This window comes from [Ruminococcus] torques ATCC 27756 (assembly GCF_000153925.1).
Classification (GTDB): Bacteria; Bacillota; Clostridia; order Lachnospirales; family Lachnospiraceae; genus Mediterraneibacter; species Mediterraneibacter torques.
The window spans coordinates 135,296-150,846 of record NZ_DS264349.1 but is presented as its reverse complement, the minus strand read 5'-3'; the positions used below and the strand labels follow the sequence as shown (position 1 = coordinate 150,846).

Below are 15,551 nucleotides of genomic sequence, written 5' to 3'. Positions count from 1 at the left end.
TTTAATTATTGTGTTACAATAAACTTAGAGTTTTTAGTCCAAAAGGGATAACGTCTAATCGGGATATTTGTTTTTGCATGAAAGCGGAGAAAATTATAATGAACTACTACGAATTTGTTAAAAACTACTTAGGAACTGATTCCTGTAAAGAAAAATCAAAATACTGTAATATCGGAACTACTTTCTGCGTTTGCAGAGAGGAAGCAGAAGGCTGTTATTGGTTTTATGAAACGGATTCTTTTATCGTCGAGATACATGACTTTTTTATAAAAAAGGATATTGTCTACTCGTCTGCTCTTAATATGGATCAATTTATGTCGTTTTCTTCTTCCTATATCATTACCGGAAACGGCGAAAGCTTTAGTCCTTATCAGACGTTGTCTGCAGGCTCTCTCCATATTGTCGATGTGGAAAATATGCACAAAGATTATAAATTTCTTTTGCACAGTAATTTCCCATATTTAAGCGTAGGAATCAGTTTCAAAAAAGAAATGATCGAAGAGTATCTATATTCTTTGAAAAAAGAAAAAAATATTTCTTATTCAGATATATTCACCTCTTTCAATCCGGCAATCATCAAATCGTTTGCACCGTTAGCGAAAGAAATATTAAACTGCAAAATGAAGTCTCCTGCCGCAGAGCTGTTTTTTGAGGCAAAGGCAAAAGAATGGCTTAGCTTGACTATAAACGCTTTTTTCAACAATAAAGATGTTCGTATTTCAAAAGACGATGACAAAGCATTAAAAGATGTGGCAAATTACTTAGACGATCATTACGCGCTCGACGTTTCTCAGCAGACCCTTGAAAAAGTCGCCTCAATGAGCGGAACAAAATTAAAAAAATTATTCAAGCAAAAATATCAGCTTAGTATTACGGAATATTCTCAAAGAAGGCGTGTGAACATGGCGGAAACGCTGCTGCTTAACACTTCCCTTAGCATTAAAGAAATTTCCGAATCTGTAGGTTATTCATCCCACAGTAAATTCAGCTCTTGTTTCAAAAAGTTTAAAGGGATATATCCCCGCGACGTCAGAAAGCTTTCCGAAAAAAGCACACACACTTTAGGATGCGGAAGAATCACTCTATAAACAAAATCACCGGAAGTGCCAACAGGCACATCCGGTGATTCTGTTTATAGAACTTACTTCTGCATGTCACTAATTATTTTTTTCAGCATGTAAATTTCTTTTCTTCTTTTTTCCGTACAAAAAATATCGTTCCCGCGCTTAATACCGCAATCACTGCAAATAAAATCGGAGTTGAACTATCGCCTGTTTTAACAGCGCCTGCATTCTTTTCTTTGTCTTCTTTTCCGACTTCTTTTAATTTCAATTCGTCGATTGCTTTTGCAAGTGCCTGTTCTGCATCTTCTACTTCCGCTTTCGTTGCGTCCTCGTCTGCAAATACCTCTTTTGCTTTCGCTAATGCCGACATGAAGTTTTCTGCGCTTTCTTCTGTGTAAAGCTTCACATCGATCTGTTCTGCACTTTGGATCAATTCTTCCAGTTTTTCTTTGCTCGGTATCAACCTCAATCCAAAGACTGCATTGCGAAGATTTGCACACGCCTGATCCACTTCCTCTTTTGTCGCGTCCTGTTTTTCTAAAATATTTTCAGCCGCCTCAAATGCTCCCATAAAAATCTGACCGCTTTGGGCTGTATACTCATTCAGTTTTTCTACATATTTCCGCGAATCGTCTACAAGTTTCCGAAGCTGTGATTTATCCACAGGTATCACTTTCAATCCATCCATTGCCTCTTGTAATTTTTTATGAGCCGCGTCAAGTTCATCCTGCAGCGCATTTTCATTGGCAAGCACAGCTTCCGCTTCTTCAAGCGCTTCTTTAAACGCATTCGCACTCTGCTCTGTATAAATATCTGTATTGATTTCTTTTGCAATATCTACCAGCTCTCTGAGCAATTTTGCATCTCCTGTAAAAGACAAATATTCAAGCATTTTTTTAAGATCAGCTTCTGCCTTGTCAACTTCTCCCTGTGTTGCGGCTTCATTTGCAAAAACAGTTTCAGCCGCTTCAAGCGCCTCGTCTAATTTCTGTTTTACGATCGGCACAACATATTGGTATTCAGGCTTTGTTTTTACATCTTTCGTATACGCAATCGCAGCTCCCAGAGACTTCTTATCCGCTTCGGCAACCGGAGGTTTCTCTGTTTTTGTTCCTGTAAGGCGGATTTCCGCTGCCGAAGCATAATCATTATCCGCCTCCACACTGATTGCATCCAAAGATGTCAAACGCACATATTTTGCACATACCGGCTCAAATGAAGCCAGTTTCCATGCAGCGTTCGCGTCCCATGTTCCTGTTGCCGCCTGTTCAAAGTGAACGCCGTCATTACTTACTTCCACTTTGTATTCCGTAATAATACCGTTTGTTCCTCCCGAAGGCCGCGGCTGATAACGGATTCCGTCGATCAAATAAAAGTCTTTCAGTTCAAACTGAATCCAATGTTTTTCGCGTCCGTGACCGGCGCTCCATTTTGTATGCCACAATGTATCCGCTTTTCCGTCCAGAACATTCGACGCCTCCTGACCCGATTGAGCCGAACCTGCCGCAGCGCTCATCTGATCTGTCGCAATATCTCTTGCCGCATCCGAAGGATCTACTCCGATGTATCCCATTTTAACATCCATATCTCCCGAACTTACGCACAAATCATTTGCATTTTTTACTGTGCCTGTTTCATCGCAGATAATTTTTGGTCCTTTAAACTGAATAGTTCCTTCATCGCCTTTTTGTACAGTGTATTCAAATACTAACTCCTTGTCGTCATTCCCACCGGATACATAGTTTGCATAACGGCCTTTACCATTTAACATAAATCTGAATTTCGGTGTTCCTTGCACAGTGACATTCTGATCTGTTTTCACTGTGATCACATATTTATCTCCCGGGAGCGTATAAGCGTGATCGTCTGTTTTTTCCACTTTGTATGTAACAGCTGTAATCGTCGGACTCAATAAATTCACTTCATCTTTAATATACTCTAAATTAAACGCAGTAAATTTGATCGTATTCTGATGTTCATAGAGAAGTCCCATATTTCCGTCTTTCATTTTTGTCAGACAAGAATATGCGTAATTATTAGGACAGAACATTTTTTCTTCTACCCAGTCTACAGAAAAACTATCCTTTGTTTCTGTCACTTCTCCGATTCGCAATGTTCCGTTATTTCTTCCTGTCCCTCCCGGATTCGACATGATCACTCTGTCTTTGCCGCCTGTTCCGTTTTTATCATAATATAAAACAGATAACTGACAGTATACTTCCGGCGCCGTTGTATCGATCGGATCACTCCATGTCGCTCCTCCGTCTGTACTTCTTGAAACAACAACTTTTCCGTTTCCGCGTGTATTTCTCATAAACTGAAGCAAATTTCCGCTGCTTAGTTCAATGATCTGACTTTCTGTCAGTTCACTGATGCCGACCGGATTTTGCGAAGAAGTCTCCTGTCCGTCTTTGTTGATTCTTCCGTCATTCGGAGATTCTCCTCTATGCCATGTTTTTCCGCCGTCATCACTGTAAACACAAGCCGAAGACTGGAATCCTATACCGCTTCCGGCAATCGTATAATAAATCGGGAATATAAGTCTTCCCGGATGCTTTTCATCATACCGAAGCTGAACTCCGAATCCAGGACCGACACCGCAAAATCTCATCCAGTCTTCTTTTACCTGCGGCGTAATGTCTACCGGTTCGCTCCACGTCATACCGTCGTCATCGCTATAACTTAGCCACAAATAGCATGTCTGCTTAGGATGAAGCGGAGCGGAATCGTTGTTCTTAGAAGCGCTTCTCAGATAAATATTTCCCACATATTTACCGGATTGATACAGATCGCCTTTTTCGTGGTATCCTTGTTTATCATTTCCTTCAAACTGTTTTACCACATAATCGGTTTTGCGATTCTCCTTATCAAATACTTCTCCGTTCTCTCGAAGCGTATATTGATTATTGTCTTTATCATAAAGCGCCAGATAATCTTTTCCATCTACTTTCACATAGCCTGTTCCCGTTTCTTTGATCGAATATGTACCCTGGCTTCCATTCGTCGATTCCGGCATCATATCTACAAGCATCCAGACACGCCCCGGATTCTTTCCGTTTTCGCCCTCTGCGATCAATGCCGGGTCAATCGTATACGCAGATTGTGTGCCGTTAAAATAGGATTGTGATTTCAGATCGATTACATCGATCGGCTCTTCCCATGTCAGTCCGTTATCTGTACTTCTTCTGACAACTGTATCAATATTTCCCCAGTCGGACCAATGTGTATTTCTTTGATCGGCTGCTGCGATCAGAGTTCCTTTGCTCGTTGTAACCATTGCGGGAATACGGTAATTATAAGAATCATAATCGCCCATATCATAAATACCGTACTCGCCTGTCTTATAGACGTTCTCTCCGTATTCCGGTTCATCCTGCGGCAAAGTACGTCTATGAAGCTCCATAACCTGTTCCGCATTTAACGTTTCATCAAACACATTGACGCTGTCGATCGTTCCGTAGAACGGCCATTTCGCGCCCGGCGTCTTATTCGTTCTGCTGATTCCGCCAAGCGTAACCATATCCGGAGTCCAATCTCCCTTCAGCAAATGCGTTGTCTCGAATTTTCCGATGGATGCTCCGTCTAAGTAAAACTCTGCATGTGTGCCGTCAAAGGCATATGTCACCGTATGCCACTGGACATTATTGACAGATTTTCCGTCTTTGAGCGTAATATATTTATCCCCTTTTCCCTGCACTTCATATCCGATCCGATTGTCCTTCGGCTTAATATAAAGCGCTCCGTACTCTTTATCCGCATTGCTGTTCGACAGCGATAATAATCCGTAAATCGTTTTGCCTACAGCCGCCTCGTTCAAGCGATATGCAAAAGAAAACGTTCCTTTTTTCAATCCGGAAATTGTCTCTTTTTGCTCCGGAAGCTGAACCATCTTTCCTTCTGTTCCGTCAAAAGTTTTTCTCTGATAAGTAAAAATCGGTGTTCCTACAGAAACTGCACCGTGATCTGCCAGGATCTGATCTTCGGAAGCCGCTTCATTATACAGTTTTACCTGCTTGATACTTCCGGTAAAAGGATAACTGTTTCCCGAAATCCGTTTTGCGCCTCCAAATGTCACTGAAGTCGGTTCCCACTCCATTTTATCAACAAAATTAGTCTCGTCAACTTCCCACTTCTGTACAAGTTTTTGATCCAGATATACTTTATAATAACTGTCCTTTTCTACCGCAAGCGTGATCGTATGCCACTGATTATCCGCAAGATTCACATTATCTACCGTAAAATTTCTGTGATCATTTACAGTTGCGTTTTTACGGAATTCAAAGCCGATTTTATTTCCGCCGCTGATATACAAAGACATGTAATGATTCGCATGCTTGTCTCCGTTGATCGCGGCCAGCGCCTGCAAATTAGTACTGCCTGTCTTAAAACTCAGCGTGATCGTACCACTTCCCAAATCGTTTACAAAAGACACGTCTTCTTGTGGTATTTCAAAACGTTGATCAATGCCTTGAATCTGCTGTTCTTCACTCAAATACTCCTTGCACAAAATTTTTGCCGTTTCTGCATCTGCCGCTGTCTCAATTCCTTCCGCACCTTCATTTTGAGCAAAAACAGGCATGGCGCCTTGGGTCACCATAGCGAGTGCCAAAAGGACCGCCATTATTTTTTTTCTTTCATGCTCATCTCTCCTTCTTTCAATGAAATATATTACAAATTATAGCATGTTTTCGTTTTCTTTTTTGTGCAAAAATGTTGCTTTTATTTTTACTTTTTGTATAATACGGAACATTTGATGTTATTTTGCATAATCAAGTTGATATATATATCACTTCAAAAGACATAACTCCCAATATCAAAAATCACCGGAAGTGCCAAAAAGCATCTTCCGGTGATTCTATTCACATGACCTACTTCTGCACAATATTTATATCTACTCGAAAATGTTGATTTTACGCTGTTTTTCGCTATCTATCTTCTAATTTACTCCATTTTTACTCCAATTTTAAGCCAATATTTTCAGTTCGGCTACTTCTTCTTTTTTCTTTTCTTCTGAAACGTGCGTGTATAAATCGGTTGTCATTGCCAACGTAGAGTGACCTAAGAGTTTCTGCACTACCTGTTGGTCTACTCCATTTTCATAACACCTTGTAGCGTATGTATGTCGCAGAGTATGACAGGTAAACAGTTCAAATATCTTCGGCTCTCTCTTTTCTTCCTTTGCCAGTTCAATCTCTATCACGTTGATTTTTGCCACATAGTCTTTGATTGCACTATTGACGTTGTAATAATAAACTGGCGAACCGTCCGAACAGGTAAATACCAAATTTTGAAATTCTTTATGCTGTTTCCATATCGAGCGTTTCCACATCTTCTGTTCTGTCTGCTTTATCTTCTGATTTTGCAAAATCTCATACACCTCATCTGTCATAGGAATGACACGATTACTGGATATGGTTTTTGCAGTCGTATAGAAAAACTTTGAACCCTCAACGGGACTGGAAGCCTTTGAATAATGGATTGTCTTATTGATTGTAATTTCTCTTTTTTCAAAGTCACAATCTTCCCATTTCAGCCCAAGCACTTCTCCAATCCGACAACCTGTTGTCACAGCAAATTTTAGAACATTGATATGTATATAAGAAGAAGCAAATGTAAAGAATTTCTTCTGTTCCTCTCTTGTTAATACACGTCTTTCTTTTTTCACTTTTGGGGGCATTTCCACAGCAATACAGGGATTTTTTCTAATATATTCACTCAATACTGCTTTATCAAACATATCACTCAGCATAAATCTGATGTTCGACACCGTTCCATGTGCAAGACCGCTATCTATCAATTCATTTATGAATTTTTGAACATGATATGTTTTAATGTCCTGCAAATACATCTTTCCGATAGAGTTCTTCACTCTTGCGTTATAGTAACTGTGGTTTTTATATATCGTAGTCATTTTAACTGTTTTCTTCTTATACAACTCCGTCCACGTTACATACCATGCGTTTAAAGTGATACTTTCGCCGTTGCCATTCAAACCATGTTCATCTTCATAAACAGCTTCTCGCAACTTCCGTTTTAATTCATTCAGTTTAAAATCATAAAGCGTTTTACGTTTTCCTGTTTTGCTTGTAAATCTTGCAATATAGCGTCCATCTGCTCTCTGTGAAATTCCCTTACCGAGTTCTTTTCCTTTTAAATCTTTACCCATACCAACTTTCCTTTCTTCTACTGAAAGAAATATGGTAAAGTAAATATTTCAATTTTCATTATATCCACACCCCATTTTCTTTTCAAGCCCTTTTGCATTGATATTCCAGCCATTCATCAAGTAATTTCTTATTTGCATACAACCGATTACCAATGCGTACTGTAAATCTATTTTTCGGATTGTTCAACAGTTCTCTTGCCTTTGTTTTCCCAATCCCCATATACTCACAAAATTCATTTATATTTAGTAATGCTTTCTCGATACGATTACCCCCTTTCGCCTAATTTTCTTGCTTTTATGTAATCATCATACAACTGCTTCTGTGTGATATTCATTTCTCCATTTTTCACAAGATTACCGATATAATCTCTCTGCTCTATCTTCCCAACCTCTGCAAACAGTTTCAAAGACGGGGCAACATATTTTTCCAACCACTCCCACACCTTTTGTAAACTTTTCTTCTGTGGTTGCATGGTAAGTTTCACCTTGCCTATATCTTTCATCAGTTCCGCCCACGCTTGATAGGTTGGATAAAGTCTTTTTCGTGTTGTCATGCTATCTGTCGGCTTTTCTAAAAATCGTATTTTGCTGTTCAATATTTCCATTGCCAGTCCTGCCACATCTCTATATTTCAATAATTCCTGTACTACACTTACTGCCATTTCCTGCCGAAATCTCAATTCATATCTGTTCCAATTTTCATCTAATTCTGTTCCATATTTTTTATTCTGTTCATATCCCTTTTCATAAAATACCAATCTCAAATTACTGGCTGAACTGCCGAGATAAAGACTTCCACCTTTACTCTGAAACACTTCTTCTTTCAGTTCTCCCGAGTCGTGAAAATCTATCTCCCTTAGTTTTGTGGAAAGCAATCCCTCTTTTGTCCGTACAATCAAATCGGGAATACTCAAATACGGTTTTCTGTCGTCGATCGCCAAATCAATCCGAGGAACATTGATATGATACTGGCAAACTCTGTTTAAGAAATCAAACCATGTTTCCTCATTGAGTTGTAAAAAATTCTCATAGTTGCGACAGCCTTTCCCACTCATCAAAATCTGAAAGCCCTGATACTGTGCGTTTCCTGTCGGCTTTAGCACCTTGATATTATCGAAGATTGCCACAACCTCATGTCCTGCAATCCCCTTTTCATAGCCCGTTACGGTCATAAGTTCCAAAGGTATTCTCAGTACATCTTCTATAACTGCTTCTAACGGAACTTCCTTAACGGTTATCTGACACCAGTCTATCAAGGCACTTAATTTTTCTTTCTGTCGTATTACTCCCCTGTTAGTGTAGGGGAGTTCTGGAAGAAAACTTCCGCTTCTTTCTTCCAAATTTATCAAACCTCCTTATCTGCAATGGCGTTGCCATTGCCCTGCCCTCAACCTGCCGTTTGGTACGTCAGAATGAGGACAGGAACTTTGACCGCCTACATATTTTTGTTTGCAACAGGGCGGATACCCTTACAGGTAATCTTCTCCACTAATACAGGAAAGTTTCCTCTCTGCACATAAGGAGCATATACTGGTTCTTCCAGTTCCACCACCGCATAAGGCTCAATCTTCGGAAGTTCCGTTGCTTCCAAGCGAATATCCACGCTGTTCCCAAGCTTCATGCTTCCAAGATGAAGTTTTAACTCCTACTACGCTTACAATCAATCTACACCGTTCTAAATGGTCTTTTCACAATGGATATGAACCATTTTATACCACTACTATCAATTATGATTGAAGAGGAAAAGCAGACAGTCCTATCAAAAAACTGTCTGCTACAAGCTGAAAGTTGTCACTCTGGTAATTCCATTTCATTATTCATTTTTATAAATCCGTATTTTTCATATAATGGTCGCCCCATATCTGTCGCTTCTAATGAAATAGAAAAGATGCCTTTGCTCTTACTGTCTTTAATCAGCATATCTAATGTTTTATAGGCAATCCCTTTTCTTCTGTACTTAGGATTAGTATACATATTCATTATGTACGCCTTTTTTCCGCTCGGATTATGATAGGTCGGCATCACTTGAAAAAAACTAACACCACCAGTTCCAATACAACAACTTCCATTAAAGACCAAATACGCAATATGAGAGCCATCGCAAAGAGCTTTTTGATAATAGCTATAAGATTGCCTTTCTACTTCACCCATATCAGTATCAACGCAAAGTTTATTAGCGGCTTTTAATACCTCTATTCTTGTTTTTACCAATATATCTATATCTTCAAGCGTCGCTCTTTTATATGTTAAGTTCATCTTATATTCTCTCCTACAACTTAAAATTTGTTTATTTCTCATAATATCATACTTTGTAATTATTTACACCATTATAATCAAAAAAATAACGCAGACAATATCTCTACTATCTGCGTCATTCCTTTCATATCTTCTTGAAATATTTACTCCATTTTCTTTCAACTTTTACTCCAAATTTACTCCATTTTAAAAATCTGTTACGATATTTTGCGGTATTCTACGATACCTTTTCTTTGAAGAAAAATGTCTGCAAACCTTGATTTTCAGCGAACTTTTCAATATTTCCAAGCACTTTATTCTGTTGTGAGATTTTCTTCTCAAATTATTTCTGAACGATATTGATTATTTTTTTCGGTACATAAATTTCTTTGACGATCGTACCTGTCAGTTTATCGGCTACCGCTTCTTTTCCGGCGGCGATTGCCTCATCTTTTGATGCATCGGCAGAAATACTGATAACAGCTCTTGTCTTTCCGTTAATCTGTACCGGCACTTCAATCTCGTCATCTTTCATTGCACTTTCGTCATATGACGGCCATCCTGCTTTAAAAATTGTTTCTCCATGGCCAAGCTGCTCCCACATTTCTTCGGCAAAATGCGGTGCAAACGGAGAAAGAAGAACCGCGATTGTTTCTAATGTTTCTTTATCAATTCCGCCTTCCTTTTTCGCCATTTCAATAAACTTGTTGTTATACTCCATAAATCCCGAAATTACAGTATTCAAACTGAAACTTTCCAGACGATTTGTAATATCATAAACCATTTTATGGCGAAGTTTTATCATCTCTTTTGTCGGCTGAACGTCTGCTTCTTTACTGTCCATAAGCAGATTCCAAAGACGTTTCAGGAAACGGTTTACTCCGTCGATTCCTCTGTCGTCCCATTCCGCATCCAACTCCGGCGGTCCTACAAAAAGCTCGTACATTCTTAACGAGTCGCATCCATAATCATTCACAAGAGCATCCGGCGAAACGACATTTCCTTTTGATTTACTCATCTTAATTCCGTTCTTTCCGGTGATCATTCCCTGATTGAACAATTTGTGGAACGGTTCGTCAAAATCTACTACTCCGATATCATACAAAAATTTTGTATAAAACCGAGAATACAGAAGGTGAAGCACGGCATGTTCTACGCCTCCGATATACATATCTACCGGCAGCATCTCGTCTGCTTTTTCTCTGGACACTAATTCTTTATCGTTTTTACTGTCTACATAACGCAAGAAATACCATGAAGATCCTGCCCATTGAGGCATCGTATTTGTCTCACGCTTTGCAGGTTTTCCACATACCGGACATGTACAATTTACCCATTCTTCAATTCCTGCAAGCGGTGATTCTCCTGTTCCTGTCGGCTCATAGGAATCTACGTCCGGAAGCGTAAGCGGAAGTTCCTCTTCCGGTACCGGAACATTACCGCAGTCAGGACAGTGAATGATCGGAATCGGTTCTCCCCAGTAACGCTGACGTGAAAATACCCAGTCACGCAGTTTAAAGTTGACTGTTGCTTTTCCGAATCCGCGCTCTTCTATAATGTGCGGAGCTTCTTTTTTAAGCACTGACGATTCCATTCCATTCCACTCGCCCGAGTTGATCATTGTTCCCGAAGCTTCTGTATAAGCTTCTGTCATATTTTCGATTTCTTTTCCGTCTTTTGCAATTACCTGAATAATAGGAATATTGAATTTTTTTGCAAACTCAAAGTCACGATCATCATGAGCAGGAACACACATAATCGCTCCTGTACCGTAATCAGCCAATACATAATCAGACAGCCAGATCGGTGTCTTCGCTCCGCTAAGCGGATTGATTGCATAGCTTCCCGTAAATACGCCTGTCTTCTCTTTGTCCTGAAGACGATCTACGTTTGATTTCATTGACGCATCGTAAATATATTTTTCCACTGCTTCTCTTGTCTCATCTGTCGCAAGAGATGCCGCCATCTCATGTTCAGGAGCAAGCACCATAAATGTCGCGCCGTAAAGCGTATCAGGTCTTGTCGTATAAACAGTGATCTTCTCATCTCTTCCGTCAACAGGGAACTCCACTTCTGCTCCGTAGGATTTTCCGATCCAGTCAGCCTGCATCTTCTTTACTTTTTCCGGCCAGTCCAGCTTATCGAGATCATTTAACAGCCGATCTGCATATGCTGTGATCTTCAACATCCACTGACGAAGATTTTTCTTCGTGACTTCCGCTCCGCAGCGCTCGCATTTGCCATTTACAACTTCTTCATTTGCCAAACCGGTCTTACAGGACGGACACCAGTTGATCGGAAATTCTTTTTCATATGCAAGTCCTTCTTTAAACATCTTCACGAAAATCCACTGCGTCCATTTATAAAAGTTCGGATCTGTCGTGTTGACTTCCATGTCCCAATCATAAAGCGCTGCGATCTCATTGATCTGACGTTTAATATTCGCCACATTTTCCGCCGTTGATTTCGCCGGATGTACTCCCATCTTGATCGCATAGTTTTCAGCAGGCAGACCGAATGCATCCCATCCCATCGGATGTACAATATAATATCCCTGCTGAAGTTTATAACGGCTCCATACGTCAGAAATTACATACCCTCTCCAATGTCCGACATGAAGACCGTTTCCTGACGGATACGGAAACATGTCAAGACAGTAATACTTCTGTTTTTTATTTCCGTTATCATCCACTCTTGGATTTACCGAATTTTCCGCCCATTTTTCACGCCACTTTTTTTCAATCGCTTTGTGATTATACATTATCTTTGTACCCATATGTTTCTCTCCTTCATTCATCGTTATATTACGCATAAAAGAAAGCCTTCCGTTCCTGAAAACTCAAGAGACGAAAAGGCTTATTTCCGTGGTACCACTCTTGTTCATCCGACCGGACCGGGAAAACTTTTTTGTTCCTGTATCCTCATCCGACCAAATGCACTCATTCATTCTATAACGGGAATTCCCGCTTTCGTCTACTTGAAGTTCAACGAAAGAACTCCGAGGTGAGTTCACAGTTTACGTTTCTGCCTCGCACCGACCGGCAGTTCTCTGAATACGATACACTCCTACTATTCCTCTTCCATGTTTTTGCAATATCCTTATTCATTATAAATATGTCATTAAAATAAGTCAAGGTATTTTCACCGGAACTATGCCGATTCCGCTATCACTTTCGATTTTTCAAAGTTACGTCAACTCTGCGATTCTGGATACGCCGACATAAATTTCGGATATTTTATACCATGTACTGTAGTCGACTTTCCCCGTTTGCGGCAGTTGAAACACTTCCTGAAATTTTCTGACCGATTCCGCCGTTTTTGAACCGTAAATACCGTCTGCCGTAATTTTAGGTATCGCAGGATACGCTCCCGCAATTACATTCAACTGCTCCTGTATCTGCCTCACCTTTTCTCCGCTTGACCCGATCTCCAATACATATCCCGGCCACGAAGATGGAATACCTGATATTTCCGGCGCAATATTAATATACATGTCATCTCCGTAAAAATAACGAAGAATCTCGATCGGTGTCAAACCTTTATCTCCAAGTTCCTTCGACCCCCATTGTGTCAACCTTTTCGTAACAACATACAAATTATTTTATATCCCTATAAGGTATCCTTAACGTAAAAACCTGCAACTGTTACTTCTTTATATAATGTATGAAGATGATACAATATTTCTCCCCGGAGCTAATACTCCGGGGAAATGTTTTTTAGTACAGCTGAAATTTATCAAACGCAATGCCAAAACATCCGGCATGTCCGTCCTGTCCATTTCCAGTCTCATTGTCGAACTGCCACGGATAGTAACCGCCGCCGATCGGAGCGACTCTGTACTGCGCTTTTTGATAACCATATTTTGCAACAATATCCGCCGGAGTATCATAATATACCTCTACGGCATCGATCACAGCTCCCGGATATCCAGCATAGCCGTTATTTGCGTCAGACCAGTTACATCCGGTTACGTAAGGTAACCATCCCTTGCCCTTTACATGCACGCGGTATTTTACAGTACCTTTATTAACCTTTATCGCGATACCGGCGATTGTACGACCCGGAAGTCCTGCAAAATCAGACAGGTTATTCACAAAGGGCAGGATTGTTCCGTCGGTCAACATAACGCCATAAGTAAACACAATGCCGGGATCACCGGATGCTGCACTGCTTCCGCCTCCACTGACAACCGGAGCATCCGGCAACTTGTCCATTCCCATATACTCACGGATTTTATTAATAAAATATGTTTTACAGCCAGATGTGCCCCCATGAATCTCTACAGATCTGTGCGGACACGCTGTTGCATACACCTCCTTGTGCAGCCGGATTGTATTCGTGTTTGGAACGATACCGTACTGCTTACACTTCTGCGCTGCCAGCTTCAACGCATTCTCTTCATTTTTCTTAAAGATTTCCAAATCCCCCATACTCTGACAGACCTCGATCGAATAATAGTTCCGGTTTCCGTCTGTCTGCCCGCAGTGCCATGCTGCGTAGGCATCATCTTCCGCATACAAGATCCCGTCACTAGCTACATAAGCGTGAGCAAATCCGTTTTCTAACGGATGCGTTTGCAGCCATTTTCTGTAAAACGCTGCATTTGCATTTTGTGATCCTGCATCGTTGTGAATAAAAATTCCTCTCGGATTTCCACCTCTAAGTCCTGCTACTCCTCTACAAATACTCATGTTCTTCTCCTTTCTTCCGGCATTTGCACCGGCGCAAAAGAGGACGATCACTCGCCCTCTGAATCTCCATCTTTATTTACGACCTTGTCTGCAACCTCTAAACCTTTAATCAATATAATCGGCACGTTAAATCCAGCTTCTACGAAATTTTCCAAAATCGAGCGAATCTCATTTATAAGCAAGCTGGCCAGTACGAACCATCCAAGCAATGTAGTGATCCCTAAATCTACACCGATCGCCTTACCGATCTCGATAAAGATTGCCGATGCCCCAAACGCAACCATAATCATAAGCCAGTACCCCAACTTCTTAAGGACGCCTTTCCAGCCTCTGACAGAGTTTTCTTTGTTGGCCATCTTGCTCTTCATCCACCCGGTTATCCAGTCTGCTACATTAAGTAGCAAAAAGGCTGCAAATAAGATCCAGTGCTCTCCTAATATGTAGGACAACACCGCCACAATCGCTCCTGCAATCGCATTGTATCCGTCAATAATTGCTTCTGCATAATTCATTTTCATATTCCTCACTTTCCTTTCTCGTTATGCAACTTCTTTCCAGAGACTCTCGGATCCAACTGCACCCGGTTCCCACACATTGCTGTCTACAAGAGACTCCCACGTTTTCCCTTTATGTGTTACCCTATCACCTTTTTTGTATGGGTTTGTGCTGTTTGGCTGCTCCCACGGCAATACTTTTCCAGTCGGATCTGTAAGCACCTTAGCATATAAACTTGAGGCGGTGTCCGGCGCCCAGTCCGCTTGAGATGTATGGTTTTGGAGTACCTTATATAGCGCATCTTGGTAAGTAATATACTTTCCAGTCTTGTAGGCTACTCCATCGCCGCTCCATAAATCGTACAGATCTGCTACCTTAAGAGCCTGCTCATCATCTGTAATTTTCTCTGCAGATATTTTAGCCATCGCAAAGACAGACGCATACGTTCCCGGTGCTCCACCGTTGCCACCGTTTTCCTTCAGTGCTTCTATGTCCTGCTTCGCTGTTTCCAACTTAATCCCCATGTCATCCAATCGCTCCTCTGTTGACAGACCGGCTTTATTATTTACAACTCCATAAATTCCACCCGGATATATCTCAGTATAATCGTATCCCGTGTAATTTTCCAAGGTATCTATGATCTGCCCACGTTCTGTGACGTTCATCACCTTTGTTTTTGTTGCATCCTCAAAGATTTCTTTCAGCTTTTCCGGCGCAATTCCGATTGTCAAGAATCGCACCGCACCACCGATTTTTTCATATGACTGTATCGGCATATCAGTTGCATCATTAAAAATAAGTTTCATGTTATCATTCCTTTCTAAAAGATCTGTTTTCTGACTCCGATTGGAATACGCAATAGGAAAGATGCGTTACAATTAAATACACCAAAAAGTAATT

10 protein-coding genes, 2 pseudogenes and 1 other annotated feature are annotated in these 15,551 nt (G+C 40.7%); of the genes and pseudogenes, 1 reads left to right on the top strand and 11 read right to left on the bottom strand.

Translation table 11 applies throughout. The features are described 5' to 3' along the window. Window positions 1-98 precede the first annotated feature (98 nt). A complete protein-coding gene (locus RUMTOR_RS06265) occupies window positions 99-1,088 on the top strand; it encodes a helix-turn-helix domain-containing protein (protein ID WP_044998046.1) in 990 nt (329 codons plus the stop codon). Between the two features lie 82 nt (window positions 1,089-1,170). On the opposite strand, the gene RUMTOR_RS06260 is transcribed toward RUMTOR_RS06265, so the two are convergent. The 11 genes and pseudogenes from RUMTOR_RS06260 to RUMTOR_RS12900 form a co-directional block, all read right to left on the bottom strand. Next, window positions 1,171-5,685 (bottom strand): sialidase domain-containing protein, encoded by a 4,515-nt coding sequence (locus tag RUMTOR_RS06260; RefSeq protein ID WP_004846339.1) that lies wholly within the window; start codon window positions 5,683-5,685, stop codon window positions 1,171-1,173. Between the two features lie 342 nt (window positions 5,686-6,027). Then, on the bottom strand, window positions 6,028-7,230 hold the full coding sequence (locus tag RUMTOR_RS06255) for a tyrosine-type recombinase/integrase (RefSeq protein ID WP_004846338.1): 1,203 nt from the start codon (window positions 7,228-7,230) through the stop codon (window positions 6,028-6,030). Between the two features lie 82 nt (window positions 7,231-7,312). Further along, complete coding sequence (locus RUMTOR_RS12680) at window positions 7,313-7,450, bottom strand: hypothetical protein (RefSeq protein ID WP_004614001.1); 138 nt, start codon at window positions 7,448-7,450, stop codon at window positions 7,313-7,315. Window positions 7,451-7,496: 46 nt separating this feature from the next. Then, window positions 7,497-8,579 carry a replication initiation factor domain-containing protein gene (locus RUMTOR_RS06250; RefSeq protein ID WP_044998045.1) on the bottom strand — a complete coding sequence of 361 codons (1,083 nt, stop codon included), beginning with the start codon at window positions 8,577-8,579 and terminating at the stop codon, window positions 7,497-7,499. 86 nt (window positions 8,580-8,665) lie between these two features. Next, a pseudogene (locus RUMTOR_RS06245) lies at window positions 8,666-8,872 on the bottom strand (hypothetical protein); the annotation flags it as partial. Window positions 8,873-9,021: 149 nt separating this feature from the next. Continuing rightward, window positions 9,022-9,486, bottom strand: a complete 465-nt coding sequence (locus tag RUMTOR_RS06240) for a GNAT family N-acetyltransferase (protein WP_044998044.1) — start codon at window positions 9,484-9,486, stop codon at window positions 9,022-9,024. A gap of 322 nt (window positions 9,487-9,808) precedes the next feature. After that, window positions 9,809-12,241 (bottom strand): leucine--tRNA ligase, encoded by a 2,433-nt coding sequence (gene leuS / locus RUMTOR_RS06235; RefSeq protein WP_009320973.1) that lies wholly within the window; start codon window positions 12,239-12,241, stop codon window positions 9,809-9,811. Between the two features lie 63 nt (window positions 12,242-12,304). Further along, window positions 12,305-12,557, bottom strand: a binding site (T-box leader). A 95-nt stretch (window positions 12,558-12,652) separates the two neighbouring features. Continuing rightward, window positions 12,653-13,039 (bottom strand): annotated as a pseudogene (locus RUMTOR_RS06230) (peptidoglycan-binding domain-containing protein); the annotation flags it as partial. A 142-nt stretch (window positions 13,040-13,181) separates the two neighbouring features. Beyond that, a complete protein-coding gene (locus tag RUMTOR_RS06225; protein ID WP_004846330.1) occupies window positions 13,182-14,156 on the bottom strand; it encodes a peptidoglycan recognition protein family protein in 975 nt (324 codons plus the stop codon). Between the two features lie 47 nt (window positions 14,157-14,203). After that, a complete protein-coding gene (locus RUMTOR_RS06220; protein WP_004846329.1) occupies window positions 14,204-14,674 on the bottom strand; it encodes a phage holin family protein in 471 nt (156 codons plus the stop codon). Between the two features lie 21 nt (window positions 14,675-14,695). Continuing rightward, window positions 14,696-15,457: a carbohydrate-binding protein gene (locus RUMTOR_RS12900; RefSeq protein WP_004846328.1), complete on the bottom strand. Its 762-nt coding sequence runs from the start codon at window positions 15,455-15,457 to the stop codon at window positions 14,696-14,698. Window positions 15,458-15,551 lie beyond the last annotated feature (94 nt).